This window comes from Flavobacterium glucosi (genome assembly GCF_048286535.1).
Classification (GTDB): Bacteria; Bacteroidota; Bacteroidia; order Flavobacteriales; family Flavobacteriaceae; genus Flavobacterium.
The window spans coordinates 344,531-365,953 of sequence record NZ_JBLVPK010000004.1 but is presented as its reverse complement, the minus strand read 5'-3'; the positions used below and the strand labels follow the sequence as shown (position 1 = coordinate 365,953).

Genomic DNA, 21,423 nt, shown 5'->3' with positions numbered 1-21,423 from the left:
CGGTAAAATAACAAAAAATAAGTTACAAGGTTACTTCAGAATGAGACGTGGAGGTATTGGTACGTCTACATGTTATACAGAACGGAGTGAAACTGAACACTAATTTTAGTACAATACAAAATACAATATGAATTGGTATGTAGTTTATACAAAGCCCAAGTGGGAGAAGAAAGTTGCAGAACAATTAAGAAACAGCGGAATTGAGTGCTATTGTCCTTTGATTACACAAGTACGACAATGGTCTGACAGGAAGAAAAAAGTGGAGGTGCCACTTTTTAATTCCTATGTTTTTGTCCAATTGCCAGATAATGAAAGGAATGCAGTATTCCAGTCAGTAGGAGTAGTACGTTATTTATTTTGGTTGGGAAAACCGGCTGTAGTTCGCGATGAAGAGATCAATATTATAAAAAAATGGATGGATCCGTCTGCAGGAAATGAAGTTTCAGTACTTTCATATAAAGTCGGTGATGCGGTACAATTGGATTCCGGACCATTTTCAACTCAAAAAGCAACTGTCCAAGAGGTGACTAATACCCATTATGTATTGGTTTTGGAATCATTGGGTTGTGTGTTGAAGATAAAAATTAAATAAGAACCATTATACCATTTTTGTGAATTGTATGTGCGATACAGTACTCAGTAGCCTTTAAATTTGGATTATTTTAAACAGCCTAACTCACTTAAGTTAGGCTGTCTCAGTTCATAAAATAGACGAGGTATGAGATCGCGGAATTTACTGAATTTCTGACAGTATTTTAAGTTATTTGTGGTTTCTACTTAAATTAAATGCGCTTAGTTTTTATTTGTTTCGGATATTTAACTAAAGGTGATTATTTGCTTAATAACCATATTCTCTATCTGACGATTAAATCAATATATTTTGTATCAAAATCACTTATAAACTTTCAGTCGCATAATTCATTAAGATTTTAGGCTTTAGAAGACTACTTTTAAGTCTTTTTTTGTATCACTAATTTAGGTGATTTTTTATTTGGTATTAAACCATTTTCATAAGCAGTTCTTATTGGCTCTCAGTTATTTATGTTTCTGTTTGGTTTCTTTAAAAGTAATGTATGATTTCGAGGGCTAAGTAATACTTAAAAAACCGGCATAATGTAGCTATATTTGCCCTCGTCAATTATTCTATTTTCAGTTTATTTCTGTGAGTATGAAGTGCGAAGCAGTACCATAATGTTAATGATAGCTAATTATAATTGTTCAAAAAAATGAATTCTAGTACAAAAATAGCAGTAATTGGTTTGGGTTATGTAGGATTGCCATTGGCAAGATTGTTTGCAACCAAACATGCTGTTGTAGGATTTGATATTAATCAATCCAGGGTTAGCTCCTTACAATCAGGAATCGATACCACTTTTGAAGTAGATGATGTTACTTTACAAAAAGTGCTGTTAAATCGACCAAGTAATGCTATTGGTTTATACTGCACCACTGATGTTGCAGCTATTGCGGATTGTAATTATTATATTGTAACAGTCCCTACTCCGGTAGATAAAAACAATCGCCCCGATTTAACGCCATTATACAAATCGAGTGAAATAGTGGGCGCGGCTTTAAAAAAAGGGGATATCGTTATTTATGAATCTACGGTATATCCTGGGGTAACTGAGGAAGAATGTGTTCCTGTTTTAGAACGCGTCTCCGGATTGAAATTTAACGTTGATTTTTTTGCGGGCTATTCTCCAGAACGGATTAACCCCGGAGATAAAGAACATACCGTAGAAAAAATTTTGAAAGTAACTTCGGGTTCCACACCAGCGATAGGAATTAAAGTAAATGAACTGTATCAATCCGTCATTACCGCAGGAACGCATCTGGCTCCTTCGATAAAAGTAGCGGAAGCGGCCAAAGTAATTGAAAACTCACAGCGCGATATCAATATTGCGTTTGTAAATGAATTAGCCAAAATATTTAATTTAATGAATATTGACACGCAAGCTGTTTTGGAAGCCGCAAGTACCAAATGGAATTTCCTGCCTTTTAAACCGGGATTAGTAGGAGGACATTGTATTGGCGTAGACCCTTATTATTTAGCTCAGCGCGCCCAAGAGTTTGGTTATCATCCTGAAATTATTTTGGCAGGAAGACGATTAAATGACAGTATGGGCGAATATGTTGCTTCTCAGGTGGTAAAGCTGATGATAAAAAAAGGAATATCGGTTAATGGCGCTACCGTTTTAATGCTAGGGATCACGTTTAAAGAAAACTGTCCAGATGTTCGGAATACAAAAATTGTGGATGTTATTGCTGCTTTAACGGATTACGGAATTACGGTAACAACCTACGACCCTATTGCTAATCCATTAGAAGTAAAAAATGAGTATAACTTAATTACGACAAATTTAATACCAAAGCAGAAATTTGATGCCGTGATTTTAGGGGTTGCCCACCATCAATTTTTGGATTTAGACTTAGCTGTGCTGCAAAATGCTAACAGTTTACTGTATGATGTAAAAGGGGTTTTGGGTGATGCAGCTGATGGAAGATTATAGAATAATAACTTACAGATTCAAACTATAATAGTGGAAAACATGAAAATAGGAATAACATTTAGTGCTTTTGATTTGTTACATGCAGGACATATCAAAATGTTAGAAGAGGCAAAAGGACAATGTGACTATTTAATTGTGGGACTACAAACGGATCCTACTATTGATCGCCCTGAAAAAAACAGGCCTACCCAATCTGTAGTAGAACGTTATATTCAACTTAAAGGCTGTAAGTATGTTGATGAAATAATTCCTTATGCGACAGAACAAGATTTGGAGGACATTTTACGTTCGTTTAAAATTGATGTGCGCATCGTAGGAGATGAATATAAAGATAAGAATTTTACCGGACGAAGCTATTGTGAGGAAAAAGGAATCGCACTTTTTTTCAATATTCGCGACCATCGCTTTTCAAGTAGTAGCCTGCGAAAGGAAGTTACGGAAAAAGAATTGCTGAAGGCGAAGTAGACTTTTGGTTCATGGTTTTAGAAGTTTGACAATAATTATAATCTGCTTTTAAAGTGTTGTAGAAAAAATAAAATAAAAAAATTAGGATTTAATTTGATTTCTGCTTTAATAAAAATATCATTTAAATACTCCAAAGTGCTGTTTCGTAAATTATAAATAGCCCTAACAAATCACTGCAAAGTACTAATTACAAAAAAAAGTATGGAAAATAAGCCTTCAATTACACATGTCATTCTTACTGGTGGAGTTGGCAGTAGATTATGGCCTTTATCTCGTAAAAGTCAACCTAAGCAATATTTAGAATTATTTGATGGTAAATCATTGTTTGAAATGACTGTAGAGCGCAATCGTAATGTTGCCAATCAAATTATGGTTGTGGGTAATATTGATAATTGTCACCTGAGCAGAAAAGTGATGGAAAAATCCAATACTCCTTATATAGACATCATTGAATCCACTCCAAGAAATACGGCTGCCGCAATAGCTTTTGCCGCATTTGCTTCGCATCCGGATGATATTTTAATTGTTACCCCATCCGATCATATTATTGATGCAATGGAAAATTATGAGGCAGCTATCAATGAGGCTGTTGCCAAAGCCTCAAAAGGATATATTGTCACTTTTGGAATTACACCAACCAAGCCGGAAATAGGGTATGGTTATATTGAACGCAAAGGAGATGACGTGATTTCTTTTCGAGAAAAGCCAAACCAAGTAACTGCAAAGGATTTCATAGCCAAAGGAAATTTTTTATGGAACAGTGGGATGTTTTGTTTTAAAGCGAGTGTGTTTTTGGAAGAATTACAATTATTCCAACCGGAAGTATATGAAAAATCTAAAATGGCCTGGGAGAGTAACAACAATGGTAGTTTAGATTTACAATTGTCTCTCGACATTCCTTCTATTAGCATTGATTATGCAGTTATGGAAAGAAGTAAAAAAATAAAAGTAGTATCCTCGACATTCATTTGGTCTGATTTGGGTTCTTTTGAGTCCGTTTATGACTATCTGGTTTCTACTGGTCATTCTGTTGATAAAAATGGAAATATGGTCATTGGGACGGGTAATTATACGGCTTTTGTGGGATTGAAAAACACAATTTTTGTCTATACGGAAACAGCTAATTTAATTTTGCATAAAGATAGTTCTCAAGATGTTAAGAATATATACAATCAGCTGGAAAGAGAAAATCCAGATTTGTTGAATTAGAAAAGGATATGAATAAAAACACTAAAATATATATAGCAGGGCATAACGGTATGGTGGGTAGTGCTATCTGGCGTACACTGACTGCTAAAGGCTATACGAATCTGATAGGAGCTTCCAGCAAGGAATTGGATCTGAGGAATCAGCAAGCAGTAAAGGATTTTTTTGCTACTGAAAAACCGGATGTGATTATTGATGCTGCCGCAAAAGTGGGCGGGATATTGGCCAACAATAATTTTCCGTACCAGTTCTTGATGGAAAACATGCAAATTCAGAATAATCTAATCAATACCGCATTACAGTCCGGTGTGGAGAAGTTTATTTTTCTGGGGAGTTCCTGCATTTATCCAAAACTGGCACCCCAACCGTTAAAAGAAGAATATCTGCTTACGGGGCCTTTGGAACCCACTAATGAATGGTACGCTATTGCAAAAATCACCGGGGTGAAAGCCTGTGAAGCTATCAGAAAACAATTTGGGAAGGATTACGTGAGTCTGATGCCGACGAATTTATACGGTACGCGTGATAATTTTGATTTAACTTCTTCGCACGTTTTACCGGCGATGATGCGAAAATTTCATGAGGCGAAGGAGGATAACCATGCTCCAGTAACTCTGTGGGGAAGCGGAATACCGATGCGTGAATTCCTATTTGTGGATGATATGGCTCAGGCGGTTGTTTTTGCTTTAGAAAATAAGTTACCAGACTATTTATACAATGTGGGAACCGGAGAGGATTTAACCATCAAGGAATTGGCGGAAACCATCCAGAAGATCACGGGACATCAGGGTGAAATTGTATGGGATAGTAGCAAGCCAGATGGAACTCCACGAAAATTAATGGATATATCTAAAATGCACGCTTTAGGATGGAAACATCAGGTGCAATTAGAAGAAGGAATACAAAAAACCTATGACTGGTTTGTGAACAATATACAAAACGTAAAAAAAATAACACTAATTAACAAATAGTTTCAGATACATGAATGCAGCTATTCCCCCTCTTGAGAGGGGTAGGGGTGTGTTTTTCTAGCGGACGATCAAGACAAAAATATGGACAGCACTTCACAAAAAACAGCCTTAGTAACAGGAATTACAGGTCAAGACGGATCTTATCTGGCAGAATTATTATTAGAAAAAGGATATATGGTTCATGGTGTGAAACGCCGCGCTTCTTCTTTTAATACGCAACGTATCGATCATATCTATCAAGACCAGCATGAAGTACATGTTAATTTTAAATTGCATTATGGCGATTTGACTGACTCCACTAACATTATACGAATCATTCAGGAAGTACAGCCGGATGAAATCTATAATTTAGGAGCGATGTCACATGTAAAGGTTTCTTTTGATTCACCAGAATATGTGGCTAACGTGGACGGAATAGGAACATTAAGAATCCTTGAGGCAGTGAGAATATTAGGTTTATGTAAAAAAACCAGAGTGTATCAAGCTTCCACTTCTGAATTGTATGGAGGATTAGCAGAGAATAAAAACGTAAAAGGTTTTTATGACGAAAATTCTCCTTTTTATCCGCGTTCTCCGTATGGGGCGGCTAAGATTTATGCTTTTTGGATTACTAAAAACTACCGTGAGGCTTATGATATGTTTGCTTGTAACGGAATTCTTTTTAATCATGAATCTCCAAGACGTGGTGAGACTTTTGTAACGCGTAAAATTACAATGGCAACTGCTGCTATTGCAAAAGGAAAGCAAGAGTGTCTTTTTCTAGGGAACTTAAATTCGCAAAGAGATTGGGGACATGCTAAAGATTACGTAGAAGCGATGTGGCGTATTTTACAGCAGGATGTAGCTGAAGACTATGTCATCGCAACGGGTGTTACAACTTATATCAGAGATTTTGTTCGTATGGCCTTTGCTGAGGTTGGTGTGGAACTAGGATTTGAAGGTGAAAATGAAAGTGAAATCGCTAAAGTAGTCGCTTGTAACAATCCTTTGTATCAGTTGGAAATAGGTACCGTGGTGGTACGTGTAGATCCGGAATATTACCGTCCAACAGAAGTAGATTTGTTAATTGGAGACCCAACCAAATCTAAAACACAATTGGGTTGGAAACCACAATATGATTTGGCTGCATTGGTGAAAGAGATGGTGGCGAGTGATTTGAAATTGTATTAGTTTAAGAACCGTATTTCAAAGACAGTGGATCAGCAACTTTAAATTTATTTTGAGTAGAATGCTGATAATTCTTGCAATTTTTAAAAAAGTAAATTAAAAAATATGTTACATAAGTTGTACGATAAAATGGGTGTTAAAAGTGATCGTACGAAAAACATCACTAAACATGTGTTAGTTTCTTTTATCTATAAAGGAGGAAGTATTTTGGCTTCATTTCTTTTAGTTCCTATAACCATGAATTATTTAGACACACAAAGTTATGGACTGTGGCTTATTTTAAGTTCTTTTGTATCTTGGTTTTATTTTTTTGATATTGGTTTAGGTAATGGTTTACGAAATAAGTTTGCTGAAGCCAAAGCTAAAGATGATATGACTCTTGCTAAAGGTTATGTTAGTACTGCGTATTTCACTATTGCTGCGGTAAGTACTGCTTTACTAATTGTTTTTTTAGGAGCTAACTTTTTTATTGATTGGTCTAAAGTATTTAATTCTAGTGCTAAATTAGCATCTGATTTGAACTATTTAATGCCGATAGTATTCGGTTTGTTTTGCGTACAGATGGTGGTAAAACTAATAACAACGATTTATACAGCAGACCAAAACCATTCTATGCAGGGAAAAATTAATTTCTATACCCAAGCAATCTCATTGTTAGTGATATGGTTATTGACATTTACAGAGAAAAATTCTTTGTTGGTTTTTGGTGTTGTTTTTTCAATATTACCGGTATTGATATTATTGGGAATGAATTTTTTTGCTTTCGGGAGCACTTATAAGCAGTTTTTACCTAGTGTTTTATTATGGAAAAAAGAATATTTGAAAGATATTTTTGGATTGGGATTTAAGTTTTTCATTATTCAAATGGCAATGATGGTTTTGTATTCAACAGATAATTTTATCATAGCACAATTATACGGGACAGAAGCCGTAGTACCTTATAACATAGTTTATAAATATTTTTCTGCTTCTAATATGATATTGACAATGATAATAGTTCCATATTGGTCCTCGATAACAGAGGCTTATGTAAAAGAAGATCTTGTTTGGTTAAGAAAATCTGTAAAATCATTGATTAAAATAGCTATGTTATCTATGTTATTATTGGTCGTTATGTTAGTACTATCCCCTTGGATTTATAAAATCTGGATTGGAGATAAAGTAAGTATACCTTTTTTTCTTTCCTTCTATACATCTTTATATTTTGCTATTAATATATTTTGTAATCCATTTAATGTAGTGTTAAATGGAACAGCAAAAATTAAGCTACAACTATACTGTTTTTTAGCTGCAGGAATACTTAATATTCCATTATCGATATTTTTAGCAAAAAACATGAATTTTGGAGTTTCTGGAGTTATCATTGCAACAACAATTTGTTTAATTCCTTTTGCAATTACTGCTCCAATCCAAGTACATAAAATTATTAATAAAAAAGCTGTAGGTATTTGGAATAAGTAGCAACTTTAAGTAGAAATATCCTTTTAAGGATTACTATTCATTAATAAGTATTATGATTACTATGAAAAAATATAGCTTCAAATAAACATGAGCTTTTAATGAATAAGAACTTAATAAACGTATAAATAATTTATGATTACATTAATAAACTTCGCTGACTTAAATTTTAAAAAAAAACAAAAATGGAATTGTTTTTCTGCAAAATGGCTGGGTAAAGTACACAAAATTATTGAGTTTTCTCCTAAAGATATTGATTCCGATTTTTATAATCAAAATAAAAAAATATTAGACACGAAGCGTGGAGGGGGACATTGGCTTTGGAAACCTTATTTTATTTTAAAAGCGTTAAAAGATATAAAAGAAAATGAATATTTAATTTATTGCGATTCGGGTGCCATTATATTAAGAGATTTGAAGATACTTACAAAGGCTTTAGAACAAAGTAATCAATCTATTATGTTGTTTGAACTACCTCTTTTAGAATGTCAATGGACACAAAAAACTGTTTTTGAACATTTTGATAATTTTACAAACGAGTTAGTTTTCTCCAATCAGATTATGGGAGGTTTTGTTGTTTTAAAAAAAAACAAAGTTAGTGTTGCATTTATTGAGAAATGGTTGTCTTTATGTTGTGACGAGAAATTATTAATTATCCAAAAAAATGAGGAGACCGCTTTTTTTAAAGCACATCGAGAAGATCAATCAATTCTTAGTGTCTTAGCTAAAACCGAGGGAATAAAACCATTTTCCGACCCAACAGATTATGGAAGATTTCCAAATCAATATTTAGTACAAGACCGGTTGTTTAATTTAAATACGAAAGAATCTGATTTAGTTATAGATAAGCCAATTTTCTTATTAGCTAGAAAAGTAAATTTTTTTTTATATCTGATCAATTTCTTTATTAAAAGTATATTAAAAGTATTGGGATTAAATAAAACTTCTTTTTAATGAAAAAACTTTTTTTTGATATTCAGATCACCGGACACCATTCGGAATATATAAATCATTTAGTAGATTATTTATTTGCAAATGATGATTTAACTGACGAATATTTTTTTGTTGTTCATCCTGATTTTTCAAAAGAATTTCCGGAAATAGTTTTTAAAGCGCAACAGTTATCAAATGTAACTTGGATCGAAATAACTTTCGAAGAATTTGATAAAAGCCAGCGTGGAGGACTTATTAGAAGTTCTTTTAGTTTACATAGATTAATGGATTCTTATGCGAACAAATACAAGGTCAACCATGTTTTTCTATTGTATTTTAACAGCTTTCAACTCCCGTGTATCTTTTATCGCCCGAATTATTCCATGAGCGGAATTTTGTTCTTGCAATTTTACAGAATGTCTAGGAGTAGTCTTAAAGATAAATTAAAATATTATCGTAAATATTATATAACAAAATTATATGCCTTAAATACTCAACTTAAGAGTGTTTCGCTACTGAATGATGTAAAAACGGCAGAATATTTAAATAGAGAGTTCAATACTACTATTTTTACTATGTTACCAGATCCCATACCAGTTTTAACCCCTTTAGAACATTTTGATATATATGAATATTATAATATTGAAAGAACCCGTGAAATTTTTTTGCATATTGGTTCATTAGGTGATAGGAAAGGTACTTTTGAAATAATAGAAGCAGCAAAATATATTTCGAATGATAAACAAAGTGAAATTGCAATTTTATTAGTTGGAAAAGCGAGCGACCGAGAATCAGAGTGTATATCCCAAAACGTTGAAAAAGCTGCGGAAGAATCACAAGTTACTGTGTTATGGGATAATCAATTTGTTTCTAGTAAAATGATGAAGAGCCTTTTTGACCAATGCACAGCGGTACTGATACCGTACAAAAATGCCGAGGCTTCAAGCGGGATTCTTGGACATGCAGTTGCAGCCAACAAATTGGTTATTGCTACAAGAAAAGGTCTTTTGAAAGAATTGGTAGAAAATAATAACCTTGGAATTACGATTTTAGAAGTTAACCCAAAAGATATTGCAAAGGCAATTATTAATCTCAAAGATTATTCTATAGATCAGACAAGATTCCAGTCTTTTAAAGAAAAACATAACACCAATGAGTTTGCAGAACAAATAATAATGAAAATATTTTTATAGTTGAATAGTATTAGAAATAAAAATAAAAAAAATTGGTTATTTCTTCTTTTAGCATTTTTTGCTTTAGGGGCATTTTATCCTTTTGTACATAACTATCTTTTTTTTGGAGATTTGAAAGTGTATATTTCACTTTTTTTTCTTGTAATATGGATAGCCTTAATGCTTATTTTTAACAAACAAATAATACTACCAGCAAGTGTTTTTAATAAAATAGTGTTTATTCAAGTTATATTCCTCTTTTTCGCCGGAATAATTTATGACTCTGAATCCATATTTATTCAAATGCTTAATTTGGGATTATCATGGGTGTTTTTATGGGTATTATTGAATACGATTACTATTAAGTTTTTTATCAAAAACTTTATTTTAGCTAATATTTTATCAGCAGTTCTAATTTTGATTGGTACAATCGCTTTTGCTATTGGAAAATTAAACATTGTTAGTGAGTTTAAATATCAAAATACTACAATTATTAATTTTGGCTACTTTTTTGTTAAAAAAGCATCAGAAATCGACAATCAATTCAGACCAGCAGGGTATTATGATGAAGCTGGTACATTTGCTTATGTAGTGATGTTTTTACTACTTTTAAATAGAAAGTACTTTCAAAATATGAAGTGGGAATACGCATTAATATTCTTACCATTATTTACAACATCGATGGCACATATTTTTACAATATTCATTTTTGGTGCCCTCTTTCATTTAAATAAAAATAATATCATAAAAATGATGATTTTCGTCGGAATTTTTGGGGTAATGATTTTGTTTTTTGCTAATACTTTTTCAGCAGAAAAGAGTGAAATTTTAAAAGAAAAAACAATTGGCCGCTTCACAGATTTTATTTCTGGAGGAGAGGATGCTGGAAGACAAGGTGGGTTGGATTTGGGTCTGAAAATATTTAATAAAAATTCCTTTGGTGTTTCCAAAGAGGATGTGAGTAGAGATTATCCCGAATTTGTGCATGAAACTTTTTGGGGTCCAATTATATATTTTGGAATTTTCGGTATAGGATTCTATCTTTTGCCTTTTTTATATATTGGACTTACTGCAATTAGGAAGAAAGATAAGTTCACTATTTTTATGTTATTAATAGTTTTTATTAATTTATTGCAAAGACCTTCTTATATAGCTCCTTTGTATATAATCCTTATCTATTCTCTATTTTTCAACGAAAATATAGCTCTCTCGAAAATTAGAAAAAATCAACTAATTTAAGGCAATAATAAATAATTTAAAATAGCAGAGTTATTTCAAGAACCAGAGGCTTTTTTGCGCTTATTTAATTGGCTAATAATTACAGTGAATATATTTAAAAAGAGAAGAAATTACAATGAATATTATTTTTTGGCAAAATTGTTTAAGTCCGCATCAAATACCTTATATAAAAGAACTTGTAAGGGATCAAAGAATTAATCGGATTATACTTATTGCACCTGTTCGAGTATTGTCAGAAAGAGAAAAGATGGGCTGGCATAATTATTCTACCCTAGATGGAATAGAAATTATCATTGCACCAACAGTAAGCGAAATTAAACGTATTTTTTTTGAGAATCAGGATAGTTCGATTCATTTATTCTCGGGGATTCGCGCAGATAGGTTGGTCTATGAGTATTTTAAAATTAGTTTGAAATACGATGTTAAGCGCGGGTTAATTACAGAGTCGCCATTCGTGTTTAAAGCACGAATGTTACTTCATAAAATTAGATTTTTACTTTACGATTATAAGTATGTTTCAAAGATTGATTACGTCTTTGCAATGGGAAATACGGCTGAAGATTATTATAATTTTTGGTCTAAAAAATGGAGGGTTTTTTTGTTTGGATATTGCGTAGATGTTATTCCCAATGATTTACCAGCTTTACAAAGTAATAAAATGCGTTTCGTGTATGTGGGTAGTTTAACTAAACGGAAAAATGTTTCGTTATTATTAAGCTCTATTGCCCATCTTAGTTCTAAATGCGATTATCACTTAGATATTATTGGGAATGGTGAAGAACATTGCAATTTATTAGATTTCGTTACTAAAAATAATCTTACTGAGCATGTCACTTTTCACGGTACTTTTTCAATGAGTGATATACATGCAAAATTAATTAACTATGATGTTCTGATATTGCCCTCAATTCATGATGGATGGGGCGCAGTTATTAATGAAGGCTTGCAAAATGGATTATATATTATTTCAAGTGATGCATGTGGGGCAATTACATTGATTGAAAACTCAGATAGAGGTGTAGTTTTTAAAAATAAAGACTTAAACTCACTCCTAGAAGCTTTAAATTACTATATTAAAAATAGTAAAGAGATTAAAAGTGGGAGAAATGCAAGACTTGAATGGTCGAAAAAGATTAATGGAGAAGCAATTTCGAAATATATGATAGATTGTTTGCACAACAATACTTTAGTTATGCCACCCTGGAAAAAGAATTCATAAAATTGTATTTTTAAATAATATAAATTCTTTGAATTTATGACCGCCTTTCGTAACACAAAATTATTTTTTTTAAATAATCAGTATTTTAATAACATACCACGAAATAAAATGATCGCTTTTTTGCAGCCCCATATTCCTAATTACAGACAAGCCTTTTTTGAGGGGATTAGAAATAAAATGGATACGGATATTTATTGTTACCAAAACCGAGAAAAAGTAAAAAATAGTGAATTTGTAAATTCCAATATCCCCAATCGGTCAATACTAGCTATAGAAAACAGAGGTTTTTTGGTTTACAATCCTTTTGCTTTTCTAAAAAATAAATATGAGGTACTTGTCTTAATGCTTCATATTGGTCATTTGACGACATGGCTATTATTACTCACTAAATTTATTCATAAAAAAAAAATAATTCTTTGGGGACATGGAATATCAATAAAAAGATATGAAAAAGAAGAAAGAAATCCCAGTATATTTTTAAAATGGATGATTGGACGCTCCGATGGGATTTGGTTGTATACTGAAAAAGAGGTTGAAATATGGAAAACTATTTTTCCAACTAAAAAAATTATTGCTATCAACAACACTATTTCAGGGATAGAACATATTGTAGAAACTAAATCATCGGAAAAAAGCCAAATTAAAAACAAATACAATATCGAACAAAGCACTATATTGATATTTTGTGCCCGTTTTAATTCGACACATCGCAGAATAGATGTTCTGCTAGAAACAATAAAAAAGTTAGATTCTTCTAAATTCGGATTTATAATAATAGGGCAGGGAAATCTAAAACCTGATTTCAGTAAGTATAGAAACGTCTATGATTTTGGAGCTGTTTATGATAGAGAACTTAAAAATAAACTTTTTGGTATTGCAGATATCTATTTCCAACCGGGTTGGGTGGGCCTTTCTGTAGTTGAGGCAATGGCTTATGGCAAACCCACTTTTACATTTAAAAGGAGTCAAGACATATTACAATGTGTAGAATATCATTATATTCAACAAAATGTAAATGGTTGTATATTCGATTCTTTTAATTCATTTTTAGAGACTGTCAATACGATTTCTGATGAGGAGCTAAACACTCTAGGTACTAATGGTAAAAATTATGCACACGAAGTGCTCAATATGGACAATATGATTAAATCAGCTGTAGATTTAATAAAAGCGGTTAGAAAATAAATATTTTATACTTTTTTGAAACGGTAGTTTATCTTTATAAATAATTAAACATGAAAATTTTAGTAATTGGTCCGATGCCAAATCCTATTAATGGTTGTTCTTATGCTAATTTTATTTTGTGCAGAAACCTTAATTTGCGGGGATATGATTATGATGTTATGAACACGAGTACAAAATCTATTTCGTCAAAACAAGGAAGTTCTTTTTCTCTAAAAAAAGGCTTTTCTTTTCTAGCTCTATATGGTTTTATTCACAAAATTTTTTCAGCTACACACATTTATTTCACGCCGGGGCAAACGTTTTATGGTATTGTCAAGTACTCTCCTTTTTTTTTAATTTGTATCCTTTTAGGGAAACCATATGTTATTCATGTGCATGGGAATCACCTAGGAACGGAGTTTAAGGAATTGAGAGGGATTAAAAGAAATATTTTTAAATATTTAATTTCTAATGCTTCAATAGGGATTGTTTTGTCAGAATCATTAAGATCGAATTTTGATGGATTACTTATATCTTCCAAAGTATTTGTTGTAGAAAACTTTGTAGAGAATGGAATTTACAGCTCTATGGATAACGTTGTAAAGCTCAACGATAAGCCTCGTATCGTTTATTTAAGTAATCTAATGAAAGAAAAAGGGATCCTCGAGTTGTTGGATGCGTTAATAATTTTAAAAAACAAAAACATTGATTTTGAAGCTTTTATAGCTGGTGCTATCGAATTAGATATTGAGAAGGAAGTACACGAGAAACTACTTGTACTTAACAATAATGTTAAATATTTAGGATCCGTTAGTGGAAGTAACAAGTATAAAATTTTAAAACAAAGTAACATATTTATACTTCCGACTTATTATAAAATGGAAGGACAGCCAATTTCAATTTTGGAGGCATTGGCAACGGGTAATATTGTTGTTACGACTGCTCACGGTGGTATTCCAGATGTTATTTCCATTAAAAATGGATTCTTTGTGGTTCCAAAATCGGCACTTTCAATTGCAGATTGCGTTGAAAAAATAGCAAAAGATCTAGCTGTGAATGTAGAAGAGTTTTCGACAACCAATATGGCTTATGCAAAAAAATGTTTTACAGAGAAAATATTTACAGATAAAATTTTAACGTTTTTTCATTAAGATATTTGTTAATAAAGTTTAATAATTCTAAAAATGAAATCAAAAGTAAATTTATCAAAGTTTGATGCCAATATTGGTTTAAATAGAGAAGTTCAAAAATCAACTGAAATAATATGGTATCTCGTCAAAATAATTTTCTTTCTTTCTTCAATTCCCTATCCTTCCAGTTTTAAAGTGATGTTATTACGTCTTTTTGGTGCTAAAATAGGTGCGGGTTTAGTTATAAAACCACGAGTAAATATTCACTTTCCTTGGAAATTAATGATAGGGGATGATGTATGGATCGGTGAGGAAGCATTTCTGTTGAATTTTGAGTTACTGTCTATTGGTAATAATGTGTGTATTAGTCAGCGAGCTTTTCTTTGCGGAGGTAATCATGATTATAAAATTTCTTCTATGCCATACCGCAACGGCCCAATAACTCTTAATGATGGAAGTTGGGTAGGAGCCAATACATTTATAGGACCTAATGTGATAATTGGAACAGATACAGTTGTGTCAGCCGGTTCTGTAATAAGCCAGTCATTAGAAGGAAATGGAATTTATCGCGGGAATCCCGCTCAGTTAATAAAAAATCGTTGGTAAAATTTATAAAATAATGCGCGTTTCCATAATTACCGTTTGTTACAACCGAAAAGACACTATTGCAAAAGCCATGGAAAGTGTTTTGAATCAGGATTATCCTAACATTGAATATATTGTTATTGACGGTAATTCTACTGATGGGACGAGGGAGATTATTCAATCCTATTCGGATAAAATTGCAATTTATATATCTGAGCCTGACAGCGGCATGTATGATGCTATCAATAAAGGTTTGTCTATGGCTACTGGGGATATTGTAGGACTTATGCACTCCGATGATGAGTTTTATGATCCTACTGTTGTTTCCAAAATCGTCGCTACTTTCCAAAATTCTCCTAATACAGATGGTGTTTATGGAGATGGGATTTATGTGTCCAATGATGCAGAAGAAAGAATCGTTCGAAACCGAATAGGAGGGGTATATGATTTCGAAAAATTAAAATCAGGATGGTTGCCATTGCATCCAACTGTTTATATAAAGAAATCAGTAATGGATAAATTAGGCTGTTATGATTTATCATTCAAGATAGCTTCAGATACCGAGTTTTTATTGCGGTATTTATTTAAACATAAAATTAACATGACCTACCTCAATGAATTTGTCGTAAAAATGAGGATGGGAGGATTAAGTACCAGTTATAAAAGAGCTTTTGAAGTGTTGTCTGAGGATTACAACATTTATAAATACCATCATCTTTCAGCTGTACGCACTGTTTTTCTTAAAAAATTACAAGCAATGGTTCAATATTTTAATAAATAGTTAAAAGCTACTGAACAGTCTATTACCTATTATTATTATTATTATTATTATAAAAATATAAGTAATTTTCTTATATAAATTATGTTTTCAATTAAATTTTAAATTAGTATTGGAATAAATACGTTAATTATTATATGTCACTTTTAAAAGAACTTGCCGCTTACCGTTTTTCGCGTTATTTTAAACTTTGTTTTCTTATGTGGGACATCGTTTTATTGAATGCAGCTATTATTCTGTCTTTTCTAAGCCGATATGATAATTTGGATCGGTTGGATTTAAAGGAAGTACGTACGATTTCCTTATTATCCAATCTTTTTTGGGTTGTTTTGTTGCTGTATAAGGATTCCTTCCGGATTATACGGATTGAGCGTATTGAGACTATACTGATGCGGACCATTCGCCTGATAGTGATTCATGGTGCTCTGATTGTTGGGTTTATAGTTCTTTTAAAATATTCTGAAATTTCCCGTTTGCGTTTGCTGTATTTTTATTTGTTATTTTTTGCATTTCTTTTTGTTTCACGGGTGCTTTTTATGAAAGTGTTGAAGTTTATTCGGCTTCATGGATACAATTTTAAGAATGTAATTATTGTAGGTGCAAATGATACTGGTGAGGGTATGCGTAAGATTTTATCGAAAGATCTTACTTATGGCTATCGTGTGTTAGGGTTTTTTGATGATAAAGTAGATCCATTTGCCTTTATATCCGCCCCATTATTAGGCGGATTCAATGCTATTCATGACTATATCAGCGCTGAAAATGTAGATGAAATGTATATTGCCTTGCATATTGATAATATAAAAATAATCAATCAGTTGACCGAGCTTTGTGAACGTTATATGGTGCGGATTAAATTTATTCCAGATTTTCAGTTGTACACTAAGTCGCGTAAGGTTGAAATTAGTTTTTACGAAAATACTCCTGTATTGATGCTCAGGAAAGAACCCTTAGAAATTACTTCTAATCTTCTTTTTAAAAAGGCATTTGATCTTGGTTTTTCCTTTCTCGTAATAGTATTGATTTTTCCTTGGCTTTTTCCTGTTTTAATGATATTAATTAAGCTGGATTCTCCCGGTCCTGTTTTTTTTAAACAAGAACGTTCCGGAAGAGACAATCGTGCATTTGGCTGTTTAAAATTCAGAACGATGCGTGTGAATGCTTCTGCTGATAAAAAGCAGGCCACATTAGGGGATAAGCGAATTACTAAATTAGGTGCTGTCATGCGTCGAACCAATATGGACGAATTGCCACAGTTTTTAAATGTATTTTGGGGTAATATGTCGGTTGTAGGTCCGCGTCCCCACATGCTAATGCATACCGAGCAATATTCGGAATTGATTAACAACTATCTAGTACGCCATTATGCCAAGCCTGGAATTACAGGTTGGGCCCAAGTGAATGGCTTTCGAGGTGAAACTAAAGAACTGATAGATATGAAAGACCGTGTTGATTATGATATTTGGTATATTGAAAACTGGAGTTTATTGTTGGATTTCAAAATTATTTATAAAACAGTTCTTAATGTATTTAAGGGAGAGGAGAAGGCTTATTAGTTTTAGTGTTCAGTGTTAATTGATCAGTTTTTAGTGAATATGCTGTCAAATGATAAACTTGCCTGGGATTTTCTTTATTTAATTATGAAATATGGAACGATCTTAATTACACCCAATCTGTAAATTATATAAAATTTAGTGTATTGATTTTTTTGTTTTCTAAAATTGATGCAATTTTTAATACCTATATTTGCAATTTTTGCAATTTAAAATAATTTAAAATAAGTTTACAAAGCAAAGCGTTATTTAGTTAAATGATGCTACTGATGTCTAATCGCAAAAGAATAATAATTATAAACATATGAAATATTTTTTTTTACTACATAAAACAATACCACTGTTTTTAACACTGCTTCTTTTTTCATGTGCTGCCCGAAAGGATTTGGTGTACTATCAAGATATTGATGGAGTAAATTCATCACAAAACTCACCTTCGTACGAAATCAAAATTCAACCGGATGATTTGCTGATGATTATTGTTTCTGCCGAAGATCCAGAAATTGCCATGCCTTTTAATTTAGCATCAATTTCAATTCCCAGTGCCAGTGCACCAGAATCTACTTCCGGTCAGCAGAGTATGCAATTGTATTTAGTGAATGCCGCTGGTACTATTGAGTTTCCAATTTTAGGTGAATTGAAAGTGAGCGGTTTAACCCGAACGCAAGTGCTTCAGTTGCTACAGGATAAAATTGCAACGTACATTAAAAAACCTATTATTAATCTTCGTGTCATGAACTTTAAAATTTCGGTACAAGGAGAGGTGAATGTGCCTGGCACCTTCCCGGTATCTTCCGATAGGGTCACTTTAATTGAAGCTTTAACTATGGCCAAGGATTTGACCATTTATGGTAAGAGAGACAACATTTTAATCATTCGTGAAATAGATGGTGTGAAATCGTATAACAGGGTGGATATTACAAAAGCAGGGTTTATCCACTCTCCTTTTTATTATTTAGCACAGAATGATGTAATATATGTAGAGCCTAATAAAACTAAAATTAATGGAGCTGCAATTGGTTCCAATACCGGAGTAATTATTTCGATCACTTCCATATTGATTACCTTGATTACCTTAATAATTACTACTACCAAATAAATATTGAATGGAAAACAATAATTTTGATGAAGATTTCGATACTGATTTTCAATTTAAAGAAATTTTAAATAAGTACTCCATACATTGGCACTGGTTTGCTTTTAGCGTCAGTTTATGCTTGCTTTTTGCTTTCTTGTATTTACGCTATACCATTCCGCAATACCAAGCTTCCACCACGATATTAGTAAAAGACGAACAAAAAGGAGGTATGCTTTCTGAGTTGTCCGCTTTTGCCGATATGGGAATAGGAGGGGGTATGAAAAGTAATTTAGACAATGAAATTGAAATTTTAAAGTCCAGAAAATTAGTGGGAAGTACTGTGAAAAAACTCAATCTGAACACTTCTTTAAGCATTGAAGGAAACGTAGTGGATAAAGAAATTTATCAAAACGTTCCAATCGAAGTGTATTTTGTAGATAAAAGTAATGAATTTTATGAAAATAAAATTGACTTACAGTTTACCGAAGTAACAGCTACTACTTTTAAACTTAAAAACGAGTCTAAAGATGATATTCCAAAGATACTCCTAAGTAATAAAACAGCCTATCGATATGGGGAAGAAATTTCAACTCAACACGGACGTTTGATTATTACTAAATCTAAGTTATATAATAATAAGGCAAAAGACAATCACAAATCAATTGATATTATCATAAATCCTCTGGAGAATGTTGTTGCGAGTTTTCAGGGACGACTAAAAGTAGAGCCTATCAGTAAAACAAGCAGTGTAGTGGCTGTTTCGATCACTGATCCTGTTGTTGAAAAATCGGAGGCTTTTCTGGATAATTTAATTCAAATTTATAATGAAGATGCAGCTGCCGATAAGAATTTTATTTCCGAAAACACTTCGAAATTTATTGCCGAGCGATTAACATTGATAACCCAAGAGTTAGATGGAGTCGAGCAAGATGTTGCGAGTTTTAAAAAGTCCAACAAACTAACCGATATCGAATCAGAAGCCAAGCTTTTCATTGAGGGTTCTAATGAATATGATAAAAAAGGGGTAGAAACAGAAATACAGCTGAATGTGGTTTCCTCGATGTTGAACTTTATAAAGAAAAGCACTACTTCTGATTTACTGCCCAGCAATATTATTGCAGGTGAAGGCGACGCGTCGGGTTTAATAAGTTCTTACAATCAATTAGTTTTAGACCGAAACCGAATCTTGAAATCAGCCACCGTTGAAAATCCATCTGTAGTTAAAATGGATCAGCAAATTGCATCTTTGAAATCTACTGTTACAACCAGTTTATTGCGTTTGCAATCCAGTTTAAATATTCAAAAACGAGATTTAAGTAGTAATGAAGATATTTTGAACGCTAAAATTGGGAAAATTCCCGTTCAGGAACGCCAGTTTAGAGTCATTGCCAGACAGCAGAAAGTGAAGGAAGAATTGTATTTGTATTTGTTGCAAAAAAGAGAAGAAACGGCCATTTCACTAGCAGCTACGGAACCCAATGCCAGAGTAATTGATGTAGCCAGAGCAAATAAAATTCCAGTTTCGCCAAAGAAAAATATTATTTATTTAGCCGGTTTATTATTCGGATTGCTGGTTCCTTTCGGAATTATATACACGTATGATTTGTTGGATACTAAAATTAAAAGCCGATTAGACTTGGACGGTAAAACATCGATTCCATTCATTGGAGATGTACCTACGTCAGATACTCCTACGGAAATTATAAAATCAGAAAGTCGCAGTAGTTCGGCAGAGGCGTTGCGAATCATCCGGACGAATTTGGAGTTTATGATCAGTAAGGTGCCCCATGGCCAAGCCAAAACTATATTTTTGACCTCTACTTTTCCTAAAGAGGGGAAAACATTTGTTTCCGCAAATCTTGCCGCTACATTTGCCTTATCCGGGAAAAAGGTATTGTTGATTGGGATGGATATAAGGAATCCAAGATTGGATGAGTATTTGACTTTACCCGATCGTGGTGTGACTAATTATTTGTCCTCTAGAGATTTAGTTTTGGATGATTTGATTGTTAAATATGATGGATTTGACGATTTTCATGTTCTTCCTGCCGGTATTATACCACCTAATCCTGCGGAGTTACTAATGAATAAGAAGGTAGACACTCTTTTTGAAATCGTAAAAAATCAATATGATTATATAATAGTAGATACCGCTCCGGTCAGTTTGGTTACTGATACATTATTAATTGCTAAACATGCCGATTGTTTTATTTACGTAGCTCGTGCTAATTTTTTAGAAAAACGAATGCTGGATATTGCTAATACTTTACATAAAGAACAGAAATTGCCAAACATGTGTTTGTTACTTAATGATACCGATTCAACAAAAGGCTATGGTTATGGCTATGGTTACGGTTCCAAAGCAGAAAGTGAGCCTTGGTATAAAAAATTATTGAAGGTATAGTTCTGCCAGTTTTTGACTTAAATAGAAAAAAGTTTATAAAGTATTTTTATTTTGTAAACTTTTTTCTATTTAATGCTACTATTCGTTGTGGAATTCACGGTTTTTTTGTTATTCTGAAACTATTGTTCTTACTTTCGCAAAAAAATAACAGCAAAATTTATTGTCTAGTACCTTCGTATAAATCAAACACATGACTTTTTTGATTTATATTTCCTACTGTAACCATAGATTTTCCTATAATTTTATTATAGATTTGTAGAAATTTTTTAAAAAAGTAGGACCGTTATGTGACTTACTTCTGCGAAGCTGTACATTGTATTTAATACTAACCCGATTGCATATAGCGTGTTTTTTAAATCAGAGACAGTTAACAGCTTGTGAATTTGATAAA

At 32.6% G+C, this 21,423-nt stretch carries 18 protein-coding genes; all 18 read left to right on the top strand.

The features are described from left to right. Positions 1-127: 127 nt before the first annotated feature. The 18 genes from ACNQGD_RS09800 to ACNQGD_RS09715 all read left to right on the top strand — a co-directional run bounded on the left by ACNQGD_RS09800 (position 128) and on the right by ACNQGD_RS09715 (position 21,032). Positions 128-592, top strand: a complete 465-nt coding sequence (locus ACNQGD_RS09800; RefSeq protein WP_417999170.1) for a UpxY family transcription antiterminator — start codon at positions 128-130, stop codon at positions 590-592. Positions 593-1,226: 634 nt separating this feature from the next. Continuing rightward, positions 1,227-2,510, top strand: coding sequence for a nucleotide sugar dehydrogenase (locus ACNQGD_RS09795; protein WP_417999169.1), 1,284 nt, complete (start codon positions 1,227-1,229; stop codon positions 2,508-2,510). Positions 2,511-2,549: 39 nt separating this feature from the next. Continuing rightward, positions 2,550-2,975: an adenylyltransferase/cytidyltransferase family protein gene (locus ACNQGD_RS09790; RefSeq protein WP_417999168.1), complete on the top strand. Its 426-nt coding sequence runs from the start codon at positions 2,550-2,552 to the stop codon at positions 2,973-2,975. Between the two features lie 201 nt (positions 2,976-3,176). Beyond that, a complete protein-coding gene (locus ACNQGD_RS09785; protein ID WP_417999167.1) occupies positions 3,177-4,184 on the top strand; it encodes a mannose-1-phosphate guanylyltransferase in 1,008 nt (335 codons plus the stop codon). Between the two features lie 8 nt (positions 4,185-4,192). Beyond that, the gene (locus ACNQGD_RS09780; RefSeq protein WP_417999166.1) at positions 4,193-5,152 is read left to right on the top strand and encodes a GDP-L-fucose synthase family protein; all 960 of its coding nucleotides are present in this window, start codon (positions 4,193-4,195) and stop codon (positions 5,150-5,152) included. A gap of 81 nt (positions 5,153-5,233) precedes the next feature. Then, positions 5,234-6,322 (top strand): GDP-mannose 4,6-dehydratase, encoded by a 1,089-nt coding sequence (gene gmd, locus ACNQGD_RS09775; protein ID WP_417999165.1) that lies wholly within the window; start codon positions 5,234-5,236, stop codon positions 6,320-6,322. Positions 6,323-6,424: 102 nt separating this feature from the next. Next, entirely contained in the window at positions 6,425-7,780 is a 1,356-nt protein-coding gene (locus ACNQGD_RS09770) for a lipopolysaccharide biosynthesis protein (protein ID WP_417999164.1), read from the top strand. A gap of 132 nt (positions 7,781-7,912) precedes the next feature. Continuing rightward, positions 7,913-8,731 carry a hypothetical protein gene (locus ACNQGD_RS09765; protein WP_417999163.1) on the top strand — a complete coding sequence of 273 codons (819 nt, stop codon included), beginning with the start codon at positions 7,913-7,915 and terminating at the stop codon, positions 8,729-8,731. Beyond that, complete coding sequence (locus tag ACNQGD_RS09760; RefSeq protein WP_417999162.1) at positions 8,731-9,903, top strand: glycosyltransferase; 1,173 nt, start codon at positions 8,731-8,733, stop codon at positions 9,901-9,903. Before ACNQGD_RS09765 ends, ACNQGD_RS09760 begins: the two co-directional genes overlap by 1 nt. Beyond that, on the top strand, positions 9,904-11,121 hold the full coding sequence (locus ACNQGD_RS09755) for a hypothetical protein (protein WP_417999161.1): 1,218 nt from the start codon (positions 9,904-9,906) through the stop codon (positions 11,119-11,121). A 115-nt stretch (positions 11,122-11,236) separates the two neighbouring features. After that, entirely contained in the window at positions 11,237-12,340 is a 1,104-nt protein-coding gene (locus ACNQGD_RS09750; RefSeq protein WP_417999160.1) for a glycosyltransferase family 4 protein, read from the top strand. Positions 12,341-12,448: 108 nt separating this feature from the next. Continuing rightward, positions 12,449-13,525, top strand: coding sequence for a glycosyltransferase (locus ACNQGD_RS09745; RefSeq protein WP_417999159.1), 1,077 nt, complete (start codon positions 12,449-12,451; stop codon positions 13,523-13,525). A 50-nt stretch (positions 13,526-13,575) separates the two neighbouring features. Beyond that, positions 13,576-14,655 carry a glycosyltransferase family 4 protein gene (locus tag ACNQGD_RS09740; protein ID WP_417999158.1) on the top strand — a complete coding sequence of 360 codons (1,080 nt, stop codon included), beginning with the start codon at positions 13,576-13,578 and terminating at the stop codon, positions 14,653-14,655. Positions 14,656-14,688: 33 nt separating this feature from the next. Further along, a complete protein-coding gene (locus tag ACNQGD_RS09735; protein ID WP_417999157.1) occupies positions 14,689-15,240 on the top strand; it encodes a WcaF family extracellular polysaccharide biosynthesis acetyltransferase in 552 nt (183 codons plus the stop codon). Positions 15,241-15,253: 13 nt separating this feature from the next. Further along, a complete protein-coding gene (locus tag ACNQGD_RS09730; RefSeq protein WP_417999156.1) occupies positions 15,254-16,000 on the top strand; it encodes a glycosyltransferase family 2 protein in 747 nt (248 codons plus the stop codon). A gap of 197 nt (positions 16,001-16,197) precedes the next feature. After that, positions 16,198-17,553, top strand: coding sequence for an undecaprenyl-phosphate glucose phosphotransferase (locus tag ACNQGD_RS09725; RefSeq protein ID WP_417999155.1), 1,356 nt, complete (start codon positions 16,198-16,200; stop codon positions 17,551-17,553). Positions 17,554-17,854: 301 nt separating this feature from the next. Continuing rightward, complete coding sequence (locus ACNQGD_RS09720; RefSeq protein ID WP_417996995.1) at positions 17,855-18,649, top strand: polysaccharide biosynthesis/export family protein; 795 nt, start codon at positions 17,855-17,857, stop codon at positions 18,647-18,649. 7 nt (positions 18,650-18,656) lie between these two features. Continuing rightward, positions 18,657-21,032, top strand: a complete 2,376-nt coding sequence (locus tag ACNQGD_RS09715; RefSeq protein ID WP_417999154.1) for a GumC family protein — start codon at positions 18,657-18,659, stop codon at positions 21,030-21,032. Positions 21,033-21,423: the final 391 nt, after the last annotated feature.